Annotated in this window: 19 protein-coding genes; 11 read left to right on the plus strand and 8 right to left on the minus strand. The window is 71.1% G+C overall.

From position 1 onward, the window contains the following. Positions 1-1,499, plus strand: a 1,499-nt coding sequence (locus ACWC91_RS18440) for a VWA domain-containing protein (protein WP_450725976.1), incomplete at its 5' end; no start/stop codon positions are given. 167 nt (positions 1,500-1,666) lie between these two features. Then, positions 1,667-3,382: a methionine--tRNA ligase gene (gene metG / locus ACWC91_RS18445; protein ID WP_225076505.1), complete on the plus strand. Its 1,716-nt coding sequence runs from the start codon at positions 1,667-1,669 to the stop codon at positions 3,380-3,382. Between the two features lie 339 nt (positions 3,383-3,721). Here metG and aspS read toward each other — a convergent pair whose 3' ends face one another. Continuing rightward, positions 3,722-5,485 carry an aspartate--tRNA ligase gene (gene aspS / locus ACWC91_RS18450; protein WP_225076504.1) on the minus strand — a complete coding sequence of 588 codons (1,764 nt, stop codon included), beginning with the start codon at positions 5,483-5,485 and terminating at the stop codon, positions 3,722-3,724. A gap of 205 nt (positions 5,486-5,690) precedes the next feature. Here aspS and ACWC91_RS18455 point away from each other — a divergent pair, with 205 nt between their 5' ends. Continuing rightward, on the plus strand, positions 5,691-7,862 hold the full coding sequence (locus tag ACWC91_RS18455; protein ID WP_450643393.1) for a SpoIIE family protein phosphatase: 2,172 nt from the start codon (positions 5,691-5,693) through the stop codon (positions 7,860-7,862). Between the two features lie 19 nt (positions 7,863-7,881). Here ACWC91_RS18455 and ACWC91_RS18460 read toward each other — a convergent pair whose 3' ends face one another. The 3 genes from ACWC91_RS18460 to ACWC91_RS18470 all read right to left on the minus strand — a co-directional run bounded on the left by ACWC91_RS18460 (position 7,882) and on the right by ACWC91_RS18470 (position 10,683). Beyond that, positions 7,882-8,928 (minus strand): AI-2E family transporter, encoded by a 1,047-nt coding sequence (locus ACWC91_RS18460; protein WP_225076502.1) that lies wholly within the window; start codon positions 8,926-8,928, stop codon positions 7,882-7,884. A gap of 183 nt (positions 8,929-9,111) precedes the next feature. Beyond that, positions 9,112-10,083: a pirin family protein gene (locus tag ACWC91_RS18465; protein WP_225076501.1), complete on the minus strand. Its 972-nt coding sequence runs from the start codon at positions 10,081-10,083 to the stop codon at positions 9,112-9,114. Positions 10,084-10,200: 117 nt separating this feature from the next. Next, positions 10,201-10,683, minus strand: coding sequence for an SseB family protein (locus ACWC91_RS18470; RefSeq protein ID WP_450643392.1), 483 nt, complete (start codon positions 10,681-10,683; stop codon positions 10,201-10,203). A 160-nt stretch (positions 10,684-10,843) separates the two neighbouring features. On the opposite strand from ACWC91_RS18470, the gene ACWC91_RS18475 reads away from it, so the two are divergent. From ACWC91_RS18475 to ACWC91_RS18495, 5 genes are all read left to right on the plus strand, one after another. Next, entirely contained in the window at positions 10,844-12,670 is a 1,827-nt protein-coding gene (locus ACWC91_RS18475; RefSeq protein ID WP_225076500.1) for an acyl-CoA dehydrogenase, read from the plus strand. 144 nt (positions 12,671-12,814) lie between these two features. Further along, positions 12,815-14,113: a M18 family aminopeptidase gene (locus ACWC91_RS18480; protein ID WP_225076499.1), complete on the plus strand. Its 1,299-nt coding sequence runs from the start codon at positions 12,815-12,817 to the stop codon at positions 14,111-14,113. Positions 14,114-14,247: 134 nt separating this feature from the next. After that, on the plus strand, positions 14,248-14,496 hold the full coding sequence (locus ACWC91_RS18485; protein ID WP_225076498.1) for a DUF6458 family protein: 249 nt from the start codon (positions 14,248-14,250) through the stop codon (positions 14,494-14,496). Between the two features lie 313 nt (positions 14,497-14,809). Then, positions 14,810-15,844, plus strand: a complete 1,035-nt coding sequence (locus ACWC91_RS18490; protein WP_141366434.1) for a glycosyltransferase family 2 protein — start codon at positions 14,810-14,812, stop codon at positions 15,842-15,844. A 69-nt stretch (positions 15,845-15,913) separates the two neighbouring features. Then, complete coding sequence (locus tag ACWC91_RS18495; protein WP_172632907.1) at positions 15,914-16,078, plus strand: hypothetical protein; 165 nt, start codon at positions 15,914-15,916, stop codon at positions 16,076-16,078. Between the two features lie 25 nt (positions 16,079-16,103). On the opposite strand, the gene ACWC91_RS18500 is transcribed toward ACWC91_RS18495, so the two are convergent. Further along, positions 16,104-17,933, minus strand: coding sequence for an NHL domain-containing thioredoxin family protein (locus tag ACWC91_RS18500; protein ID WP_225076497.1), 1,830 nt, complete (start codon positions 17,931-17,933; stop codon positions 16,104-16,106). A 110-nt stretch (positions 17,934-18,043) separates the two neighbouring features. On the opposite strand from ACWC91_RS18500, the gene ACWC91_RS18505 reads away from it, so the two are divergent. Further along, positions 18,044-18,538, plus strand: a complete 495-nt coding sequence (locus ACWC91_RS18505; RefSeq protein ID WP_141359801.1) for an LURP-one-related/scramblase family protein — start codon at positions 18,044-18,046, stop codon at positions 18,536-18,538. A gap of 24 nt (positions 18,539-18,562) precedes the next feature. Here the strand turns inward: ACWC91_RS18505 and ACWC91_RS18510 are convergent, their stop codons facing one another. After that, positions 18,563-19,387 (minus strand): carbon-nitrogen family hydrolase, encoded by an 825-nt coding sequence (locus tag ACWC91_RS18510; protein ID WP_225076496.1) that lies wholly within the window; start codon positions 19,385-19,387, stop codon positions 18,563-18,565. Positions 19,388-19,568: 181 nt separating this feature from the next. Between ACWC91_RS18510 and ACWC91_RS18515 the strand changes: the two genes are divergently transcribed. Next, positions 19,569-20,393, plus strand: coding sequence for a maleylpyruvate isomerase family mycothiol-dependent enzyme (locus tag ACWC91_RS18515; protein WP_225076495.1), 825 nt, complete (start codon positions 19,569-19,571; stop codon positions 20,391-20,393). Positions 20,394-20,528: 135 nt separating this feature from the next. Here ACWC91_RS18515 and ACWC91_RS18520 read toward each other — a convergent pair whose 3' ends face one another. Continuing rightward, complete coding sequence (locus tag ACWC91_RS18520; protein WP_450643389.1) at positions 20,529-21,836, minus strand: MFS transporter; 1,308 nt, start codon at positions 21,834-21,836, stop codon at positions 20,529-20,531. After that, entirely contained in the window at positions 21,833-22,483 is a 651-nt protein-coding gene (locus ACWC91_RS18525) for a GntR family transcriptional regulator (RefSeq protein WP_225076493.1), read from the minus strand. The genes ACWC91_RS18520 and ACWC91_RS18525 overlap by 4 nt, the downstream gene beginning before the upstream one ends. 197 nt (positions 22,484-22,680) lie before the next feature. Here ACWC91_RS18525 and ACWC91_RS18530 point away from each other — a divergent pair, with 197 nt between their 5' ends. After that, on the plus strand, positions 22,681-23,583 hold the full coding sequence (locus tag ACWC91_RS18530) for a D-alanyl-D-alanine carboxypeptidase family protein (protein ID WP_225076492.1): 903 nt from the start codon (positions 22,681-22,683) through the stop codon (positions 23,581-23,583). Positions 23,584-23,666 lie beyond the last annotated feature (83 nt).

A 23,666-nucleotide genomic window follows, 5' to 3' on the forward strand; every position in this document is an offset into this window, starting at 1 on the left:
CGTCGGAGCCCGAGGCAACTCCGGCCCCGGCAGCCGAGGAGCCCACCCCGACCCCCGAACCGGCAGCCACGGAACCGGAGTCGGAGCCCACCCCGACTCCCGAACCGACGGCTGCAGAGCCTGAGTCGGAGCCCGAGGCAACTCCGGCCCCGGCAGCCGAGGAGCCCACCCCGACCCCCGAACCGGCAGCCACGGAACCGGAGTCGGAGCCCACCCCGACCCCCGAACCGGCAGCCGAGGAGCCGACCCCGGCAGCCACGGAACCGGAACCGGCAGCCGAGGAGCCGACCCCCGCAGCCACGGAACCGGAACCGGCAGCCGAAGAACCGGCTCCGGCATCCGAACCGGCGTCTGCGACCTCCGATCCGGCGGTTGAGGACCCGACTCCGGAACCGGCAGCCGAACCGGCAGCAGCGGAGCAGGAGCCGGAGCCCGAGGCGACCCCCGAATCGCAGGCCGAGTCCGCGGCAGCGACCGGGCCCGAGGCGGAGCCGAAGGCCGACGCACCGCAGGCCGCCGACGGCGAGGAAGCCCCGGAGCGGCCACTCGCACCCGACGACGAGACCCGCACGGGTGGTGCGAGTGCGAACGAACCGGCCGAAGGCGAAGCCGAGGCCGAACCCACCCCCGAACCCGCAGCCGAACAGCCGACCACGGAGCCGGAACCGGAGCCCACGGCTGAGCAGTCGCCCTCACCGGCCGAAGGCGAAACCAAGCCGGAGCCGGACGCCGAGTCCGAGGCTGGGCCGGCCGCCGAACCCGAGGCTGAGCCGGACGCCCAGTCCAAGCCGGAGCCGGCCGCCGAACCCAAGGCGGAGAACACGGGCTCCGAGCCCGCCACCCCCCGCGCCCACATCCACTCGCAAGCCCCCGCCCTCACCACCGCCTACCAGTCCGCCGCCTCCGCCCTCGCGAAGTACGACCTCACCGGCACCCGCGCCAAGGTCTACCTCGTCCTCGACCGCTCCGCCTCCATGCGCCCGTACTACAAGGACGGCTCCGCCCAGGCCCTCGGCGAGCAGACCCTCGCCCTCGCGGCCCACCTCGACCCCGAGGCGACGGTCCAGGTCGTGTTCTTCTCCACGGAGGTGGACGGCACCGGCGAGCTGACCCTCGCCGAACACGAGAACCGGATCGACGACCTGCACGGCTCCCTCGGCCGCATGGGCCGCACCAGCTACCACGCCGCAGTCGACGCCGTACTGGCCCACCGCGCCGAGTCGGCCGACGACCCGGCGACCCCCGCCCTGGTGATCTTCCAGACGGACGGCGCGCCGGACACCAAGACCCCGGCCACCCAGTCCCTCACCGACGCGGCGCAGAAGCACCCCGCCGTCTTCTTCTCCTTCGTCGCCTTCGGCGAGCACGACAACAAGGCCTTCGACTACCTCCGCAAACTGAAGACCGACACCGCGTCCTTCTTCCACGCCGGCCCCACCCCCCGCGAGCTCACGGACCAGGAGCTCTACGAGGGCGTACTGGCGAACTGGCGCCCGTGACCCAGCGGGCCGCACGCCCGTGACCCACCGGACCAGGGCCGCCCCTTCCCACACCTCAAAACGGGAAGCGGGCGGCCCGCCCGTGTCGGCTACGATTTCAAGGTTCCGTAGACGACCCGCACCCGACGAGATCGTCACCCCACGTAGCGACTTGGGAGCAGCCCGCGATGGCTCGACACCTCATCACCAGCGCCCTTCCGTACATCAACGGGATCAAGCACCTGGGCAACATGGTGGGGTCCATGCTCCCGGCGGACGTGTACTCCCGCTATCTGCGCCAGCGCGGCCACGACGTCCTGTACATCTGCGCGACGGACGAGCACGGCACCCCGGCGGAGCTCGCGGCCAAGGAGCAGGGCCTCCCGGTCGACGAGTTCTGCGCGCAGGCGCACGACGCGCAGAAGGCGGTCTACGACGGCTTCGCGCTGGCCTTCGACTACTTCGGCCGCAGCTCGTCCCCGCAGAACCGGGAGATCACGCAGGAGATCGCCCGCGAGCTCAAGGCGAACGGGTTCATCGAGGAGCGGGCCATCCGCCAGGTGTACTCCAACGCCGACGGCCGCTTCCTGCCCGACCGGTACATCATCGGCACCTGCCCGCACTGCGGCTACGACAAGGCGCGCGGCGACCAGTGCGAGAACTGCACGCGGGTCCTGGACCCGACCGACCTGATCGAGCCGCGCTCCGCGATCAGCGGCAGCAGCGACCTGGAGGTCCGCGAGACCAAGCACCTCTTCCTCCTCCAGTCCGTGCTGGCCGGCGAGGTCGAGGCGTGGGTCGACGAGCGCGCCGACGACTGGCCTGTGCTGGCCTCCTCGATCGCCCGCAAGTGGCTCACCGAGGGCCTGCACGACCGTGCGATCACCCGCGACCTGGACTGGGGCGTCCCGGTCCCGGCCGACACCTGGCCGGACCTGGCCGCCGAGGGCAAGGTCTTCTACGTCTGGTTCGACGCCCCGATCGAGTACATCGGCGCCACGAAGGAGTGGGCGGACCAGGACCCGGAGAACCGGGACTGGCGTTCGTGGTGGTGGGAGTCGGACGCGGACGTCCACTACACGCAGTTCATGGGCAAGGACAACGTGCCCTTCCACAGCGTGATGTTCCCGGCGACCCTGCTGGGCACCCGCGCGCCGTGGAAGAAGGTCGACGTCATCAAGGCCTTCAACTGGCTCAACTACTACGGCGGCAAGTTCTCCACGTCGCAGCGGCGCGGTGTCTTCACGCACGACGCGCTGGAGATCCTCCCGGCCGACTACTGGCGCTACTTCATGATGGCGAACGCGCCGGAGTCCGACGACTCGTCCTTCACCTGGGAGCACTTCACGGCCACGGTGAACAAGGACCTGGCGGACACGCTGGGCAACTTCGTCAACCGGGTGCTGTCCTTCTCCCGCAAGCGCTTCGGCGACGCGGTCCCGGAGGGCGGCGAGCCGGGCGAGGCCGAGGCCAGGCTCGGGGAGGAGATCGCCCGTCTCCTCGCCGAGTACGAGGAGCACATGGAGGCCATCCAGTTCCGCAAGGCGGCGGCCTCCCTGCGCGCCCTGTGGTCGGCGGGCAACTCCTACCTGGAGGAGAAGTCCCCCTGGCTGGAGATCAAGACCGACAAGGACGGCGCGGCCCTCACCCTGCGCACCGCGATGAACCTGATCCACCTCTACGCGGTGGTCTCGGAGCCGTTCATCCCGACCTCGTCGGCGGCCATGCGCGCCGCGTTCTCCCTGGACGACGACACGGCGACCTGGGTGACCCCCGCCGAGGCGGCCTCCCTGACCACCGTCCCCGCCGGCACCCCGTTCACGGTCCCGCCGGTCCTCTTCGCCAAGCTCACGGACGACGACCTGGAGACGTACAAGGAGCGCTTCGGCGGCTCGGACGAGTAGGGCTCACCGCTCGCGCACAGGGGCCCGGGAACGACGTGTCCCCGGGCCCCTTCGCACGCCTTACAAGTCACCACTCTCCTGGGAGATCCAATCCGAGGGCGAGGCGCGTCGCGCCGCCGCGCACGTCCTGGGCGTCCTGGACGTGCGCGGCATCGACGTCCCCGGAGCGATCCGGGAACGCATCACCGGCGGTGGCGACCCCGAGATCCTGCGCCACTGGCACCGGCGTGCCGTCACGGCCCGGCGGCCGAAGAGGTCTTCAAGGATGAGTAGCCTCAGGCCTTGAACAGGCAAAGGCCCGGAACCATGCAGGTTCCGGGCCTCACATCCACAGGCGAACTACTTCGGCTGCGGCTTGCGTACTGACAGGTGCAGTTCCCTCAGGCGGGACTCGTCCAGTTCGGTCGGGGCGCCCATCATCAGGTCCTGGGCGTTGCCGTTGAGCGGGAAGGCGATGGTCTCGCGGATGTTGGGCTCGTCCGCGAGCAGCATGACGATGCGGTCCACGCCCGGCGCGATGCCGCCGTGCGGCGGGGCGCCGAAGCGGAACGCGCGGAGCATGCCGGCGAACTTCTCCTCGACGGTCTCGCGGTCGTAGCCCGCGATCTCGAAGGCCTTGAGCATGATGTCCGGCTCGTGGTTCCGGATGGCGCCGGAGGACAGCTCGACACCGTTGCAGACGATGTCGTACTGCCAGCCCAGGATGTCCAGCGGGTCCTGCGTCTCCAGGGCCTCAAGGCCGCCCTGCGGCATCGAGAACGGGTTGTGGGAGAAGTCGATCCCGCCCGTCTCCTCGTCCCGCTCGTACATCGGGAAGTCGACGATCCAGCAGAAGCGGAAGACGTTCTCCTCGAACTGGCCGGCGCGCTTGGCGGCCTCCACCCGCACCGCGCCCATGATCTTCGAGACCTCGTCGAAGTCACCCGCGCCGAAGAACACAGCGTGACCGGGGGCGAGCGACAGCCGCTTGGTCAGCTCAGCGACGTTCTCCTCGGTCAGGAACTTCGCGATCGGGCCGGTCAGCGCGCCGTCCTCGCCGACCCGCACCCACGCCAGGCCCTTCGCGCCCTGCTCGACCGCGTACTCGCCGAGCTGGTCGAAGAACTTGCGGGGCTGCCCGGCGGTGTCCGGCACCGGCAGCGCGCGGACGTGCTTGCCCGCGAACGCCTTGAACTCCGAGCCCGCGAAGATGTCGGTGATGTCGACGAGCTCCAGCTTGGCGCGCAGGTCCGGCTTGTCGGAGCCGTACTTCAGCATCGCCTCGCGGAACGGGATCCGCGGGAAGGGGGAGGTGACGTGGCGGCCGTCCCCGAACTCCTCGAAGAGCTCCGTCATGAGCTTCTCGATCGGCTGGAAGACGTCCTCCTGCTCGACGAAGCTCATCTCGACGTCGAGCTGGTAGAACTCGCCCGGCGAGCGGTCCGCGCGGGCGTCCTCGTCACGGAAGCAGGGCGCGATCTGGAAGTAGCGGTCGAAGCCCGAGATCATCAGCAGCTGCTTGAACTGCTGCGGGGCCTGCGGGAGGGCGTAGAACCTGCCCGGGTGGACCCGGGAGGGGACCACGTAGTCGCGGGCGCCCTCGGGGGAGGTGGCGGACAGGATCGGCGTCGCCATCTCGTTGAAGCCCATCGCCGACATCTTCTGGCGGATGGCGGAGATGACCGCCGTGCGCAGCAGGATGTTGCGGTGCATGCGCTCGCGGCGCAGGTCCAGGAAGCGGTACTCCAGGCGCCGCTCCTCGTTGACCCCGTCCTCGGCGTTGATGGTGAAGGGGAGCGGGGCCGCCGCGCCCAGCACCTCGACCTCGCCGACCTCGATCTCGATCTCGCCGGTGGGAAGCTCGGGGTTGACGTTGTCGGCGCCGCGGGAGACGACCTTGCCGTCGACGCGGACGACGGTCTCCTTGGAGAGCTTGTCGAGGGCCTCGTACGCGGGCGTGCCGGGACGGGCGACGAGCTGCGTGATGCCGTAGTGGTCACGCAGATCGATGAAGAGGATGCCGCCCAGGTCGCGCCGATTGTGCAGCCAGCCACTCAGCCGGACGTCGGTGCCGACGTCAGAGGCGCGGAGCTCGCCGCAGGTGTGGGACCTGTACCGATGCATCGTCGTTCATCCAGTCTTCGCGGATCGGGGATCACCGGGCGGGCACGGCCCGGACCTACCAAGCGTACCGGGCACCTCAAGATCGGCTCCCCACCATTGAGAGAGGCCCCGGGCGGCAACGGGGCAGCACCGGGGCAGTTCCGAAGTCCGCACGGCCGTACGCCTTCGGTGGCAGTGTCCGATCGCCTCTTCTTACAGTGGGGCAATGCGCACTGGTGAGCCCCTGCCCGCCGTGGGGGACGTACTCGCCTCCCTCGCGACCGGGATGTGGCACTGGGACACGGCCACCGGCCTGGTCTCGGTCGACGCCGAGGCGGCCCGACTGCTCGGGCTGCCGGCCGAGGAGGCCACGCTCAGGGAAGCCCAGGTGCGCGCCCGCCTCCACCCGGTCGACTGGAACGAGATAACCGGCGTCGTGCAGCTGGCCGTCGCCGAGGGCACCCTCGCCGAGGTGCGCATCCGCATCATGGACGAGCGCAACCGGATCGTCCGCGTCGTGCGCAGCCGCTCCAAGCCGACCTTCGACGCCCGCAAGAAGGCGTACAAGCTGATCGGCACCCTTCAGGAGGTCGCCGAGCCGACGCCCGGTTCCCCCGCCGGGCGAAGAGCGGTCACCGGGGACTGGCGGCGCTCGCGGGAGGCCTTCCTGCTCGACGCCGGCCGGGCGCTGGCCGAGGCCCGCTCCACGGCGGAGGTGCTGCGGGTGGCGGCCGGCCTGCGGGTGGCGGCCGGCCTGTCGATGCCGGGTTTCTCGCCGGACGGGCTGGCGGTCTTCGGCATCCGGGGCGACCGGCTGACGATCATCGGCCACCACGGGCAGCGGCCCGGCGACGAGGGCCCCTTCGTGCACATGGCGCTGGAGACGGACTACCCGGCCGCCGAGGTGGTCCGCACCGGGCGGGCCGTCTACCTCTCCTCCCCGGGGCAGTACAAGTCCCGCTATCCCCTCACCTGGCCGCTCGCCGAGCGCTTCCACCGCCGCTCCTGGGCGTTCCTGCCGCTGACCGTCGCGGGCCGCACGATGGGCGCCTGGATGGCCGCCTTCACCTACCCGGTGGCCTTCACCCCCGACGAGCGCTCGGTGCTGACCACGGTGGCCCGCATGCTCGCCCAGGCCCTGTCCCGGGCCGGGACCGCGGAGACCGAGCGGGAGCTGAGCGAGGGCCTCCAGCGCGCGATGATGCCGACGGTGGGCCCCGAGGTGCCCGGCATGGACGTGGCCGCCCGCTACGTCCCCACCGGCGGCGGCCTCCAGGTCGGCGGCGACTGGTACGACATGATCCCGCTGCCCGGCGCCACCTCGCGGTCCCGCACGTCCGCCGGGCCGGGACGCTTCGCCCTGGTCATGGGGGACGTCCAGGGCCACGACGTGCGTGCCGCGGGGCTCATGGGCCAGCTGCGCATCGCCCTGCGCGCCTACGCCTCCGAGGGGCACCGCCCGGACGCGGTGCTCTCCCGCGCCTCCCGTTTCCTGCACGGCGTCCTTGCCGACGGCGCGGACGGCGCGGACACTGCCGAGGTCGCCGACCTGCGCTTCGCGACCTGTCTGTACGCCGAGGTCGACCCGCGCACCGGGGTCCTGGAGGTGGCCCGCGCGGGGCACCCGGACCCCGTGATACGGATGGCGGACGGCACGGTGCTGCAACGCCCGACGGCGGGCGGGCTGCCGCTCGGCATCGACCCGGACTCCGACTACCCGACCACCCGGTTCACCCTGGAGCCGGGCGAGACGATGATGATCTGCACGGACGGCCTGATCGAGACCGGCGGCCACGACCTGGACACCGGCTGGCAGCGGATCCGTACGATCCTGGAACGGCACGGCGGCGACGCCGAGGAACTCGCCGACGCGCTGGTGCAGGCCGTGCACGGACCCTCCTCGCACCACACCACCGGGCCCCTGGCCGACCGGCGCGAGGACGACATCGCCGTGCTGCTGCTGAGCCGGCGCCGTGACGGCCGGGCGGTCCGCCCCCGGCTGCGGCACACCCTGATGACGGTCGCCCAGGCCGAGCCCGAGCGGGTCTCCGTGGCCCGCCGGCAACTGCGGGAGCTGCTGCACGACTGGTCGAGCGAGGAGCACGTGGACACGGCGGTGCTGCTGCTGTCGGAGACCCTCGCCAACGTCCTGCTGCACACCGACGCCGACGCGCTGGTGCTGGCCGAGGTCAGTGGCGAGAGGGGCGAGCGGCGTCTGCGGGTGCAGGTCACCGACGCCGGCGACGATCTGCCGCACAAGCGCCGGCCCGGCGAACTCGCCTCCTCCGGGCGCGGGCTGGTACTGATCGAACTGCTCGCGGACGCGTGGGGCGTCGTGCCGCGGGGCCAGGGCAAGAGCATCTGGTTCGAGCTGTACGAGGCCTCGGTGGCCAGGTGAGCCGTTCCCGGCATGAGCCCTACGGCGAAGCCGCGTACCGTTCCCGCAGCTCGTGCGCGGTCCCGAAGGCCGCCGCGGTCAGCGGCACCGCCAGCAGCATCCCCACGATCCCGGCGACCGACGCGCCCCCGGTGATCGCCAGCAACACCACGGCCGGGTGCATCTGCACGGTCCGGCTCTGGATCAGCGGCTGGAGCACGTGCCCCTCCAGCACCTGTACCGCCAGCACCACCCCGAGCGTCCACAGCGCGACGACGAACCCGCGGTCGGCGAGCGCGACCAGCACGGAGACCGCACCGGAGAGGAAGGCGCCCAGGTAGGGGATGTAGGCGCCGACGAAGACCAGCGCGCCGAGCCCGACCGCGCCGGGCACCTTCAGCACGAGCAGGCCGACGGTGATGCAGACGGCGTCGATCAGCGCGATGAGCGTCGTGCCGCGCATGAAGCCCTCCACGGCCGCGAAGGCCCGCCGGGCCATGGCCTCCGCGGTGTCGCCGGTCCCGCGCGGGGCGAGCGTGCGCAGGGTCGCGACGGCCTTGTGCGAGTCGCGCAGGAAGAAGAACACGAGCAGCAGGGCCAGTACGGCCATGGCGATCGACTCGGCGACCACGCTGACCCCGCTGATGACGTTGGAGGCGGCCGTCCCGCCGAACTTCTCCAGCAGTCGCCTGCCGTTGGAGGCGAGGTCGTCCAGCGAGGTCCCGGCCGCCCCGAAGTGGGTGGTGAGCGACTGCGCGGCCTTCTTGAGCGAGGCGAGGATCTGGTCCCCGCTGTCGATCAGCGCGGCCACCACGATGTACACCGCACCGCCGACGACCACGACGACCGCCACACAGGTGATCCCGGCGGCGAGCGACCGGTTCACCCCCGCTCCCGCGAGCCGCCGGAACAACGGCCGCAGCAGAGCCGTCCCCAACAGCGCCAGCAGCACCGGGATCACCGCGGTCCGGAACTTCACACACAGCTCGACCCCGATCCACACCACCCCGGACACCAGCAGCACGGCGGCGCACCAGGCGGCGAGACGCCGGACGGGCTCGGGCAGCAGAGGAGCGGGGGCCTGCACACCTCCAGACGATCACACGCCGGACGTGCTGTCCCGCGCGGACGGCCCACCCGGGTGACACGGCGTCAGCCACCGGCGCTCCGGCCGGTGGCGCGGTCCGCGTCCCGCGCGGGGCCCGGCAGGAACGCGAAAGGGCCCCGTCCACCATCGGACGGGGCCCTCGCGCCGAGCGGCCGGGAGGGCCTACAGCCCTTCCTCGCTCATCCCGTGGATCGCCGGGACGGTGCCGAGGCGGCCCTTCTTGAAGTCCTCGAAGGCCTGCATGAGCTCGTCCCGGGTGTTCATGACGAAGGGGCCGTAGTGCGCCATCGGCTCGCGGATCGGCTGCCCGCCGAGGAGGACGACCTCCAGGTCGGGCGTGTGCGCGTCCTGCTTCTCGTCCGCGCGGACGGTCAGCGAGGAACCGGCGCCGAAGACCGCGGTCTGGCCGAGGTGGATCGGCCGGCGTTCGGCGCCCACGGTGCCGCGTCCCGCCATCACGTACGCCAGGCCGTTGAAGTCCTCCCGCCAGGGCAGGGTGACCTCCGCGCCTGCCGTCACCGTCGCGTGGACCATGGTGATCGGCGTGTGCGTGATGCCGGGGCCGGCGTGGCCGTCCAGCTCACCGGCGATGACCCGCAGCAGCGCGCCGCCGTCGGGGGAGGTGAGCAGCTGGACGCTGCCGCCGCGGATGTCCTGGTAGCGCGGCGCCATCATCTTGTCCTTGGCCGGCAGGTTCACCCACAGCTGGAGGCCGTGGAAGAGGCCGCCGGACACGACCAGCGACTCCGGCGGGGCCTCGATGTGCAGCAGTCCGCTGCCCGCCGTCATCCACTGGGTGTCGCCGTTGGTGATGGTGCCGCCACCGCCGTTGGAGTCCTGGTGGTCGAAGACTCCGTCGATGATGTACGTGACGGTCTCGAAGCCACGGTGCGGGTGCCAGGGGGTGCCCTTGGGCTCGCCCGGCGCGTACTCCACCTCACCCATCTGGTCCATCATGATGAACGGGTCGAGATGGCGGTAGTTGATCCCCGCGAACGCCCGGCGCACCGGGAAGCCCTCACCCTCGAATCCGCTGGGCGCGGTCGTGACGGTGAGCACGGGACGTGCCACGGCATCGGCGGGCGCGGCCACACGGGGCAGCGTCAGCGGGTTCTCGACGGTCACTGCAGGCATGTCGGTTCCTCCTTGTGCGACCACTTTAGTTGAGCGTTGAACTTTCTGCCACCCCCAACAGAGGAAGCCCGGAGGGAATTCCCTCCGGGCTCCGAGCGGCGGCGTCCACGGCCGGCCCTAGCCGTACATCCGGCGCATCGCGAAGTCGACCATCTGCTCGACCGCCTTGGCGTCGAACACCATCCGGTGCTCGCCTTCCATGTCGAGCACGAAGCCGTAGCCGGTCGGCAGCAGGTCGATCACCTCGGCACCGGTGATCACGAAGTACTTGGACTCCTTGCCCGCGTACCGGCGCAGCTCCTTGAGCGAGGTGAACATCGGGATCACCGGCTGCTGGGTGTTGTGCAGCGCCAGGAACCCGGGGTTGTCGCCGCGCGGGCAGTACACCTTGGAGGTCGCGAACACCTGCTGGAAGTCCTCGGCGGCCAGCTGCCCCGTGGTGAAGGCGCGCACCGCGTCCGCGAGCGAGGGCGTCGAGGGCTCGGGATAGGCCGGAGCCTGCTGGCCGTACCCGCCGACACCGCCGGGCATCTGCTGCTGCGGAGGGACGTACCCCTGCTGTGCCGCCCCGCTGTCCATCGGCTGGCCGTATCCGTACATGACCCACAGCGTACTGACCCGCACGAGGGCTCGGTCACACATGGCCGGATCGGGGTTGCTTCTTATTACCGACGGGTAGCATCATCGGAGCTACTAGTTGGTACGTGAACCAGATGCGAGGAGACAGTGCCTCGCCGAGTCCTCGACGGGAGCCGTGGCCATGGGGCACTACAAGTCGAACCTCCGCGACATCGAGTTCAACCTCTTCGAAGTGCTCGGACGCGACAAGCTGTACGGCACCGGCCCGTTCGAGGAGATGGACGCCGACACCGCCAGGAGCGTCCTGGAGGAGCTGACCCGCCTGGCGGAGAACGAGCTGGCCGAGTCCTTCGCGGACGCCGACCGCAACCCGCCGGTGTTCGACCCCGAGACGAACACCGCGCCGGTGCCGGAGACCTTCAGGAAGAGCTACAAGGCCTTCATGGACTCCGAGTACTGGCGCCTGGGCCTGCCCGAGGAGATCGGCGGCACCACCGCGCCCCCGTCCCTGATCTGGGCCTACGCCGAACTGATCCTCGGCGCCAACCCGGCGATCTGGATGTACTCCTCCGGCCCGGCGTTCGCCCGCATCCTCTTCGAGGAGGGCACCGAGGCGCAGCGGAAGATCGCCTCGATCGCGGTCGAGAAGACCTGGGGCTCCACCATGGTGCTCACCGAGCCCGACGCGGGCTCGGACGTCGGCGCCGGCCGCACCAGGGCGGTCCAGCAGGAGGACGGCTCCTGGCACATCGAGGGCGTGAAGCGCTTCATCACCTCGGGTGAGCACGACATGGAGGAGAACATCCTCCACTACGTCCTCGCCCGCCCCGAGGGCGCCGGCCCCGGCACCAAGGGCCTGTCCCTCTTCCTCGTGCCGAAGTACCTGTTCGACTGGGAGACCGGCGAGCTGGGCGAGCGCAACGGCGTCTACGCCACCAACGTCGAGCACAAGATGGGCCTGAAGGCCTCCAACACCTGCGAGATGACCTTCGGCGACCGCCACCCCGCCAAGGGCTGGCTGATCGGCGACAAGCACGACGGCATCCGCCAGATGTTCCGCATCATCGAGTTCGCGCGCATGATGGTCGGCACGAAGGCGATCTCCACGCTGTCCACCGGCTACCTGAACGCGCTGGAGTACGCCAAGGAGCGCGTCCAGGGTCCCGACCTGGCGAACTTCATGGACAAGTCCGCGCCCAAGGTCACCATCACGCACCACCCCGACGTGCGCCGCTCGCTGATGACGCAGAAGGCGTACGCCGAGGGCATGCGCGCCCTCGTCCTGCACACCGCCGCGGTCCAGGACTCGATCGCGGTCAAGGAGGCCAACGGCGAGGACGCCTCGGCCGACCACGCCCTCAACGACCTGCTCCTGCCCGTCGTCAAGGGCTACGGCTCGGAGAAGGGGTACGAGCAGCTCGCCCAGTCGCTGCAGACCTTCGGCGGCTCCGGCTTCCTCCAGGAGTACCCGGTCGAGCAGTACATCCGGGACGCCAAGATCGACACCCTGTACGAGGGCACCACGGCCATCCAGGGCCAGGACTTCTTCTTCCGGAAGATCGTCCGCAACCAGGGCGCCGCGCTGAACTCGATCGCCGAGGACATCAAGGAGTTCCTGGCCCTCGGCACCGGCGGCGAGGACCTGGCCGGCGCCCGCGAGCACCTCGCCAGGGCCGCCGCCGAACTGGAGGCCCTCGTCGGCCTGATGCTGACCGACCTCGCCGCCACCGAGAAGGACGTCAAGAGCATCTACAAGGTGGGCCTGAACACCACCCGCCTGCTGCTCGCCTCCGGTGACGTGATCGTCGGCCACCTGCTGCTCAAGGGCGCCGCGATCGCCGCCGAGAAGCTGGAGACGGCCTCCTCGAAGGACCGGGCGTTCTACCAGGGCAAGATCGCGGCGGCGAAGTTCTTCGCGGCCAACGTCCTGCCGGGCGTCACCCTGGCCCGCAAGGTCGCCCAGAACGTGGACCTGGACCTGATGGAGCTGGACGAGGCCGCCTTCTAGGACGGCCCCCGGCCCCCACCTCCGTCCGTCCCGCCCACCTGCGCTGTCCCCACCCCCCCACCTGCGCTGTCCCCACCCCCCCACCCACGAGGGTCCGCTCCCGGCACCGGGAGTGGACCCTCGTGACGTCGTTAAGGTGAACCCATGAGTACAAGCCAGCGCTTCGACCGCGGCCACACCGACGACCTGATGTCCTTCCTGGCGGCGAGCCCGTCGCCGTACCACGCCGTGGCGAACACGGCCGAGCGGCTGGAGAAGGCCGGCTTCCGCCAGGTCTGCGAGACGGACGCATGGGACGGCACGGCGGGCGGAAAGTACGTGCTGCGCGGCGGGGCGATCGTGGCCTGGTACGTCCCCGAGGGTGCCGCGCCGCACACCCCCTTCCGCATCGTCGGCGCGCACACCGACTCCCCCAACCTGCGGGTCAAGCCGCTGCCCGACACCGGGGCGCACGGCTGGCGCCAGGTCGCCGTGGAGATCTACGGCGGCCCGCTGATGAACTCCTGGCTCGACCGCGACCTGGGCCTGGCCGGCCGCCTCACGCTGCGCGACGGCTCCACCCGCCTGGTCAACGTCGACCGCCCGCTGCTGCGCGTCCCCCAGCTGGCAATCCACCTGGACCGCCAGGTCTCGGCGGAGGGCCTCAAGCTGGACAAGCAGCGGCATCTGCAACCGGTGTGGGGCCTGGGCGACGACGTCCGCGACGGCGACCTGATCGCCTTCCTCGCGGCGGAGGCGGGACTCGCCGCGGGCGAGGTGGCCGGCTGGGACCTGATGACGCACTCCGTGGAGCCCCCCGCCTACCTGGGCCGGGACCGGGAGCTGATGGCCGGCCCCCGCATGGACAACCTGCTGTCGGTGCACGCCGCGGCGGCGGCGCTCGCGGCCGTCACGGCGGGGACGCCGGAGCTGCCGTACATCCCGGTGCTGGCCGCCTTCGACCACGAGGAGAACGGCTCCCAGTCGGACACCGGCGCGGACGGCCCGCTGCTCGGATCGGTGCTGGAGCGCTCGGTGTTCGCGCGCGGTGGATCGTTCGAGGACCGGGCGCGCGCCTTCGCCGGCACGGTCTGCCTGTCCTCCGACACCGGCCACGCCGTCCACCCCAACTACGCCGAGCGGCACGACCCGACCCACCACCCGCGCGCGGGCGGCGGTCCGATCCTCAAGGTCAACGTCAACAACCGCTACGCGACGGACGGTTCGGGACGCGCGGTGTGGGTGGCGGCCTGCGAGAAGGCCGGCGTCCCCTTCCAGTCCTTCGTCTCCAACAACTCGATGCCGTGCGGCACGACCATCGGCCCGATCACCGCGGCCCGGCACGGCATCCGCACCGTCGACATCGGCGTGGCCATCCTGTCGATGCACAGCGCCCGTGAACTGTGCGCCGCCGACGACCCGTTCCTGCTGGCGAACGCGCTGGTGGCGTTCCTGGAGGGCTGAGCGGCACGGCTACCGAGGCCCATGAGCGGCCGCCTCCGCATGGTCACCCGGCTTGCGGGTACCCGGAGTTGACCGGAAGGGACCGGAACCGACCGGAACCACCGGACCCGACACCGGACAGGGAGGCGACACTCATGGGCCTCGGCGGCTGCATCATCCTCATCGCCGTGGGAGCCATTCTCACGTTCGCGACCGACTGGCACATGCAGGGGGTCAACCTGCACGTGGTCGGCGTCATCCTGATGATCGTCGGCCTGATCGGCGTCACGACGTTCAGCAGCATCTACCGGCGCCGCCGCGTCATGGTGCCGCCCACCACGGTCGTCGAAGAGGACCGCCACCACCACGCACGCGACGGCTACGGCGACGGCTACGGCATCTGAGCACGTGCCGAGCCGGACCCGCGGCCGCGGAACATGACGGACAGTCGCCGACAAGATTGAGCATTCCGTTACGCGCACCCCCTTGTCGTGTTGTGTGAATATCGTGAAGACTTGGCGCCCTTGAGCCCGTAGGGGAGAAACCGGGCATCAAGCAGCCATCACGACGGGGGACTCTGCCGTGCTCGACTTCGCCGCACCCGGCGGCCCCCTGGGCGCTGCGCCGACAGCGGGGCCCCGGCCCACGGGCCGGCACGCCGCCCGCCGCGCGCACGCCGCAGAGGAGGAGCCGGCCGGCAGACCCCGGCTCGCGGTCCTGATCCCCGCCCACAACGAGCAGGACCGCGTCGCCGCCGCGATCGAGGGTCTGTGGCGGCAGAGCCGGCGGCCGGACCTGATCGTGGTCGTCGCCGACAACTGCACCGACGACACCGCCCGGATCGCCGTCGCGCACGGCGCGCAGGTCTTCCACACCCAGGGCAACACGCACAAGAAGGCGGGCGCCCTCAACCAGGCCATCGCCTGGATGCTGCCCCACCTCGACGACCGGGACCTGCTGCTGGTGCAGGACGCCGACACCGTGCTCAACCCGTGGTTCGCCGAGACCGCCCTGGCCACCTTCAACCGCAAGGTCGGCGCCGTCGGCGGAGTCTTCTACGGCGAGGAGGGCGGCGGCCTGCTCGGTCTGCTCCAGCGCATGGAGTTCCACCGCTACGCCTGGGAGCTGGAGCGCACCGGGGGCAAGGCCCAGGTGCTCACCGGCACCGGCACCATGTTCCGGGCCCGGGTGCTGCGCGAGGTGCGGGCGGCCCGCCGCGCCGGCGTCATCGGCGGCGGCAACGGCTACTACAGTCTCGCCTCCCTCACCGAGGACGACGAGATGACGAAGGCGGTCAAGACCCTCGGCTACCGCGCCATGTCCCCGGCGGGCTGCGCGGTCACCACCGAGGTCATGCCGACCCTGGGCAAGCTGTGGCACCAGCGGCTGCGCTGGCAGCGGGGCGCCCTGGAGAACCTCCGCGACTACGGCTGGACCCGCGTCACCGCCCGCTACTTCCTCCAGCAGTTCCTCATGGGGTTCGGCGCGCTGTCCTTCCTCGTCTACCTGACCTTCATGATCACGTCCATCACCCTGTACGGCCCGCCGGGCCTGTCACCGGTGTGGACCTCGATCGGCCTGATCTTCGTCGTCGAGAAGGTCGTCTCCGTACGCCGTGCCGGCCCCCTGCCGATGCTGGTGGCGCTGCTGATGATCCCGGAGATGCTCTACGACCTCTTCCAGCACGCCGTCTACTTCTGCTCGCTGTGGGGCCTGCTGCGCCGCAGCGAGGAGAAGTGGGTGGCCACCTGAGCGCCCCCCACCCCGCGCCACACCCGCGGCGCGACCGCTTCACACCCGCACCAGAGCAAGGAGAACGGCATGTACGGACGAGTCGTCGGCGCCGGCACCACCGGCGCCGGAGGCGCCACGCTGGCCGCCACCGGCGTGTGGATGAACAGCATGGCCATGATGGTCGCGGCCACCACCCTGGTGGCCGCGGGAGTGGCCCTGTTCAAGCTGGCGCCGCGCCCGCGGCGCCGCTAGGGCCTGTCCCGCGGCCACTCGGCGATCAGCCTGCCGCGGTCTCGTCCATCCCGGCCAGGACGAGCGGCAGCCGGTCCGTCGCGCCCTCGGTGAGGCGGACCGGAACGCCCCAGTCCTGCTGGTGGACATGGCAGGCCGGGTACTCGTTCGCGGGGTCGTCGTCGCACGAGGCCGCCATCGCGGAGACGTGCAGGACACCCTCCGAAACGGCGGGGTTCAGCTCCAGTTCGCGACACAGGTCGGTGTCCGCGCCCTCGCCCTTCAGCAGCAGCTCGGGCGGGGTCGAGGAGACCAGCAGCCGGGTCGACGGTCCGTACCGGGTGTCGAGCTTCTGGCCCGCCGGGGCCTGGAAGATCACGTCCAGACGGAGGCGGCCGGGGGCGACCTCCGTGGCGGCGCGCCGGGTCCGGTGGGCGACGGCCTCGACCCGTACCGCCTCCTCCGGCAGCCGCAGCCGGGTCAGCCGGTGCCGGGCCGACTCCACGACCACGATGTCCTCACCGGCCAGCACGGCGTCGCTGGGCTCACGCAGGTCGGTGGCGAGCGTCGTGACCTCGCCGGTCGCCGGGTCGTAGCGGCGCAGGGCGTGGTTGTAGGTGTCGCTGACGGCGACCGAGCCGTCCGGCAGTGCGGTCACGCCCAGCGGGTGCTGGAGCAGCGCCTGTCCGGCGGCTCCGTCCCGGTGCCCGAAGTCGAACAGCCCGGTGCCGACCGCCGTGTGGACGGCGCCGTCGAGATCCACCCAGCGCAGGGCGGACGTCTCGGAGTCGGCGAGCCACAGCCGGTCGGGCGTGGCCGCGAGCCCGGAGGGCTGCGCGAACCAGGCCTCCGCGCCGGGCCCGTCGACGAGCCCCTCGTTCGTGGTCCCGGCGGTGACGGCGACGGTACCCGCGGCCGGGTCGTAGGCCCACAGCTGGTGCACGCCCGCCATGGCGATCCACACCTTGCCGTTCCACCAGGCCACGTCCCAGGGCGAGGACAGCTTCACGTCCAGCGCGGCGCCGGACGTGGCCTCGCCCTGCATCCACTGGTGTCCGGTGCCGGCCAGCGTCGTGGTCCCGCCCGTCTCCGGGTCGAAGCGCCGCAGGGCGTGGTTGACCGTGTCGGCGACCACGACGGTGCCGTCCGGCAGGAGGGCGAGCCCCTGCGGCTCCTGGAACCGGGCCCGGTCCGGGCCGCCGTCGGCCATCCCCCGGCCGCCCTGGCCGATCCGCCGCACCACGGTCTCGCCGTCCTCCGCCAGCTCCACCAGCTGGTGCCGGGTGGTGTCGCTGACCAGGAAGTTCCCGGACGGCAGCAGCACTGCCTTGCCCGGGAAGCGCAGGGTGGTGGGCTCCGGCTCCGGCGGCACGTACGGCCCGTCGCCGCGGCGCAGGGTGCCCTTCGCTCCGTGCTCGGCCTCCAGCTCCTCCACCAGCCGCTCGATCGCGTGCGCGTGCCCCTCGCCGGCGTGCTGCGCGACGACGTAGCCCTCCGGGTCGATGACGACCAGCGTCGGCCAGGCCCGTACCGCGTACTGCTTCCAGGTGGCGAGCTCCGGGTCGTCGAGCACCGGATGCTCCACGCCGTACCGCTCCACCGCGTCGACCACCGCCTGGTGCTCCGCCTCGTGCACGAACTTCGGCGAGTGCACCCCGACGACCACGACCGTGTCCCGGTGCTTCTCCTCCAGCTCCCGCAGCTCGTCCAGGACGTGCAGGCAGTTCACGCAGCAGAACGTCCAGAAATCCAGGACGACGCACTTGCCTCGCAGGTCGGCGAGCGTGAGGTTCTTCCCACCGGTGTTGAGCCAGCCGCCCTTGCCGATCAGCTCGGGGGCGCGTACGCGGGCTCGTCGGGGTGCCGTGTCGTTCATGGGACCAAGGGTGCCACCCGCCGGCGGCGGCCCGCCCGGCACGGTGCCGTACTGGGCCCGTCGGACCACCGGCGGCGTCGCCAGGGCGGAGCCGGGGAAGCGGTGAGGACATGAGATTCCTCGTACGCGACCGGATTTTCGGCATCGGTGACGACTACTGGATCGAGGACGAGCACGGCCGCAAGGTCTTCCTCGTCGACGGCAAGGCGATGCGGCTGCGGGACACCTTCGAGCTGAAGGACGCCCACGGCCGGGTCCTGATCAACATCCACCAGAAGATGCTCGCCCTGCGGGACACGATGGTGATCGAGCGGGACGGGGAGGCCCTGGCGAAGATCAGGCGCAAGCGGCTGTCGCTGCTGCGCAACCACTACCGGGTGTCCATGGTGGACGGCACCGAGCTCGACGTCAGCGGCAAGATCCTCGACCGGGAGTTCGCCGTCGAGTACGACGGCGAACTGCTCGCGGTGATCTCCCGGCGCTGGCTGAGCGTCGTGGAGACCTACGGCGTCGACGTCGTACGCGAGGACGCCGACCCCGCGCTGGTGATCGCGGTGGCGGTGTGCGTGATCCACCTGGCGGAGAAGGAACGCGAGGAGCGGTAGGCGCCGAGGAAGGAGCCGTGGGCGCTAGGAGCCGTCCTGACGGCGCGGCGGCTCCAGGCCCAGGACCCGGTCCTTCAGGGCCGGGAACTGGTCCCGGGTGGCCGGCACCCTCGCCGGGTCGAATTCGACCGTGAGGACCTCCTCGCCGGGGCCGGCCTCCGCCAGCACCTCGCCCCAGGGGTCCACCACGATCGAGTGACCCGCCTGCGGAACTCCCGCGTGCGTCCCGGCCGTTCCACAGGCGAGCACGAACGCCTGGTCCTCCACCGCCCGCGCCCGGGCCAACAGCGTCCAGTGCGCACGCCGCCGCTCCGGCCAGCCCGCCGGGACCACCAGGGTCTGCGCCCCGGCGTCGACGAGCCCGCGGAAGAGTTCGGGGAAACGGAGGTCGTAACAGGTCGCCAGGCCCAGGACGGTGTCCGGCAGAGGGACCGTCACCAGTTCCCGCCCCGCGCTCATCAGCACGGCCTCGCCCTTGTCGAAGCCGAAGCGGTGGATCTTGCGGTAGACGGCGGCCAGCTCGCCGGAGGGGGAGAAGACCAGGGAGGTGTTGTAGAGGGAGCCCGCGGCCGAGTCGCCGTCGGACGCGGCGCGTTCGGGGATCGAGCCGGCGTGCAGCCACACGCCCGCGTCGCTCGCCGCCTTGGCCATCGCCTCGTAGGTGGGACCCTCCAGCGGTTCGGCCTCGCGTTCGAACTCCTCGAAGGCGAAGGCCCCCGTGGTCCACAGCTCCGGCAGCACCACGAGGTCGGCACCGGCCTGCTCGCCCACCAGCGCGGCCACCCGCCCACGCCGTGAATCGACCGATTCACCCTCGTTCACGGCAATCTGGATCAGCGAGGCGCGCACACTACCACCGTCCTGGCACTCGAGTCGTCCGGACAGGCCTACGATCGTCACACGAAAGCACTGCCGGGCTGCCTCACAGCAGCGTAACTTAGCGTTCCAAGACACCCGCCGACCGCAGCCACCTCCCACTGGCAATGCCATCACATCCGCCCGTGTACCGACCGCCGAGGGGTCCCGTTCCGTGAGTCTGCATCCCACCCTCCAGCCCTACGCCGATGCCTGGACCCACTCCGTCGAGGCGATATCGGAGCTGATGCAGCCCCTGGTGGAGGCCGATTGGAACCGGCGCACCCCGTGCCCGGGCTGGTCGGTCCGCGACGTCGTCTCGCACATCATCGGCATGGACTGCGAGATGCTGGGCGACCCGCGGCCCATCCACGCGCTCCCGCGCGACCTGTTCCACGTCACCAACGAGCACCAGCGCTACATGGAGATGCAGGTCGACGTCCGCCGCCACCACACGTCGCCTGAGATGACCTCCGAGCTGGAGTACACGATCATCCGCCGCAACCGCCAGCTGCGGAACGAGTCCCGCGACCCCGGCACCAAGATGCGCGGACCGCTCGGCGCGGAGATCACCCTCGAAGAGGCCATGCGCTACCGCGCCTTCGACATCTGGGTGCACGAGCAGGACCTGCGCGCGGCCCTCGGCCGCCCCAGCGACCTCGACTCGCCCGGCGCCCACATCGCCCGGGACTACCTGCTGGCCGCCCTCCCGGACGTGGTCGCGGTCAAGGCGGACGCCCCGCGCAGCTCGGCGATCGTCTTCGACGTGCACGGCCCGGTGGAGTTCCTGCGCACGATCCGCGTCGACATCCAGGGCCGCGGCACCCTGGAGACGGCCCCGGCCCTCGGCCCGGCGGCGACCCTCGCGCTCGACTGGGAGACCTACGTCCGCCTGGCCTGCGGCCGGGTCACCCCGGAAGCGGTCGCGGACCGTGTGAAGACGGAGGGCGACCTGGACCTGGCGGCGGCGATCCTGCGGAACTTCGTGGTGACGGCCTAGGGTCGTGGCCGCGGACAGACGTGCCTCCCCGGGGACGAGCCGGATCCCCCCTGCTCCAGGAGCCGGGGGGAGGCGCCTGCCGGCCGCGGCGAGCGCACCGGACCCGGCCCCGCCTCGCGACGGCGCAGGGCACCGTCACGCCGGCACGTGCACCGTCTCCACCCGGCTGGCGACCAGCCGCTCCCGCTCCCGCCGGGCCGCCCGCTTCCGCAGCCGCAGGATCTGACTCACGCCCAGCGCCTGGAGCACGAACACCGCCGAGAAGGCGATCCGGTAGTCGTCCCCGGTCGCGTCCAGCAGCACGCCGATCGCGAACAACGTCGTCATCGAGGCCACGAAGCCGCCCATGTTGGTGATGCCCGACGCCGTCCCCTGACGCTCCGCCGGATTCGCCGGCCGCGCGAAGTCGAACCCGATCATCGAGGCCGGACCGCACGCGCCGAGCACCAGGCACAGCACGACCAGCAGCCACATCGGCGCCCGGCCGCCCGGATACGCCAGCGTCACCGCCCAGATGCCCGAGGTCGCCGCCACCGTGCCGAGCGCGAGCGGCAGCCGCGCCGCGTGGTGCCGGGCGACGATCTGCCCGTACACGAGCCCGACGGCCATGTTGGACACCACGACGAGCGTGAGCAGTTCGCCCGCGTCCGCCCGCGACAGGCCCTGGGCCTCGACCAGGAACGGCAGCCCCCACAGCAGCAGGAACACCATCGCCGGGAACTGCGTGGTGAAGTGCACCCACAGCCCCAGCCGCGTCCCGGGCTCCCGCCAGGACGCGGCGATCTGCCGGCGTACGTACGCGGCGCCCAGGTGGGGCAGCGGCTCCGGTTCGTGGCCCTCCGGGTGGTCCTTGAGGAACAGCACCAGCAGCACCAGCACCACCGCCCCGGCCAGCGCGCTGCCCGCGAAGGCCGCCGTCCAGCCCACGCCGTGCAGCAGCCGGGCCAGCACCAGCGTGGACACCAGGTTGCCGGCCATTCCGGCCAGCCCGGCCATCTGGGCGACCAGCGGCCCGCGCCGGACGGGGAACCACCGGGTGCCCAGCCGCAGCACGCTGATGAACGTCATGGCGTCCCCGCAGCCGAGCAGCGCACGCGAGGCGAGCGCGGTGCCGTACGACGGGGAGAACGCGAAGCCGAGCTGACCGGCCGTGAAGAGCACGGCGCCGATCGCCAGCACCTTCTTGGTCCCGAGCCGGTCGACCAGCAGACCGACGGGTATCTGCATACCGGCGTAGACGAGGAGCTGGAGGATCGAGAACGTCGACAGCGCCGAGGCGCCCACGTGGAAGCGGTCGGCGGCGTCGAGACCGGCGACGCCCAGGGAGGTGCGGAAGATGACGGCGACGAAGTAGACGGCGACGCCGATGCTCCAGACGGCGACGGCGCGCCGGCCGCCGGGTGGATCACCGGGCAGGGAGACAGGCGAGGACGAGGCGCTCACCGGACCTCCCCCCGGGCGAGGTGGGAGAACCAGTTGACGTGCCGGTGCACGACGTCGACGGCCGCCTCCGCGTCCCCCGAGCGCAGCGCGTCCAGGATCTGCTCGTGCTCGGCGAGCGTCTTGGCGAGCCGGTCGGGGTGGGAGTGCATGACGGCGACGCCCATGCGCAGCTGCCGGTCGCGCAACTGGTCGTAGAGCCGGGACAGGATCTCGTTGCCGCCGCTGCGGACGATCTCGGCGTGGAAGCAGCGGTCGGTGACGGCGGCCGCTGCGAAGTCACCTGCGGCGGCCTGCTTCTTCTGCTTCTGGAGCAGTTCCTCGAGCCGCTCGATGAGCCCCGGCGGCGCGGGTACGGCCTTCCGGGCCGCGTACTCCTCGACCAGCTGCCGGGTCTCGACCACGTCGGCGATCTCCTGCGCGGAGACCGGCAGGACGAGGGCCCCCTTCTTCGGGTAGAGCTTGATGAGCCCCTCGACCTCCAGCCGCAGCAGCGCCTCGCGCACGGGCGTGCGCGAGACCCCGACGGCCTCGGCCAGCTCGCCCTCGGTCAGCAGGGTGCCGCCCTCGTAACTGCGGTCCAGAACAGCTTGCTTGACGTGCGTGTACACGCGATCGGCGGCGGGGGGCTGTTTCACGGCCAGGCTCATGCCCACAGCATAGATACAACACGTACCCAAGGCCCGTCCCATCCAGCATGCGGACCATACGGGCCCGATGGCCGAATCCGCCCCGTAAACCGCGCAACCATCCGCCCCACCCGTGAGTCAGACAGGTGCGGCCCCACTTTGTGGGCTCTCAACTCTGCCGCACCACCGAGGAATACAACATAATCGGGGTACCTCACTTGAAAACCGGCATCCAGGGCATCCGTATCCGCAGAGCCGCCGCAGTCGCCGTGACCACGAGCGCCGTGCTCGCCGCCGGGGCCCTCACCGCGGCACCCGCGCAGGCCGTCACCACGCCGTCGATCGTGGCCAAGGGCGGCTACGTGATGGACGACGCGACCGGCAAGTCCCTCTACGGCAAGGCCGCGGACACCAAGCGCTCCACCGGCTCCACCACGAAGATCATGACCGCCAAGGTCGTGCTGGCCCAGCCGAATCTGAACCTCGACGCCAAGGTCACCATCCAGAAGGCCTACAGCGACTACGTCGTCAAGAACAACGCCTCCCAGGCCCACCTGATCGTCGGCGACAAGGTGACCGTCCGTCAGCTGCTGTACGGCCTGATGCTGCCCTCGGGCTGCGACGCCGCGTACGCGCTGGCCGACAAGTACGGTTCGGGCTCGACGCGCGACGCACGCGTGAAGTCCTTCATCGGCAAGATGAACAGCACCGCCAAGAGCCTCGGCATGACGAACACGCGCTTCGACTCGTTCGACGGCATCGGCAAGGGCAGCAACTACTCGACGCCGCGTGACCTGACGAAGCTGGCGCGCAGCGCGATGAAGAACTCCACGTTCCGCACGGTCGTCAAGACGAAGTCGTACACCGCCAAGACCGTTACCAAGACGGGCAGCACCCGCACGATGGGCAAGTGGACGAACACGAACACTCTGCTCAGCAGCTACAGCGGCGCGATCGGCGTGAAGACGGGCTCCGGTCCCCAGGCCGGCGCCTGCCTCGTCTTCGCCGCCACCAGGAACGGCAGGACCGTCATCGGTACGGTTCTGGCCTCGTCCACGTACGCGCAGCGCGCGACGGACGCGACGAAGCTCCTGAACTACGGGTTCGCCAAGAAGGTCTGACACCCGCCCACCAGGCCGAAGGGCCCGCCGCTGACCTCAGCGGCGGGCCCTCGGTTCGGGCGCGTGTGTTCCGGCGGGGCCTG

This window comes from Streptomyces sp. NPDC001204, assembly GCF_053598035.1.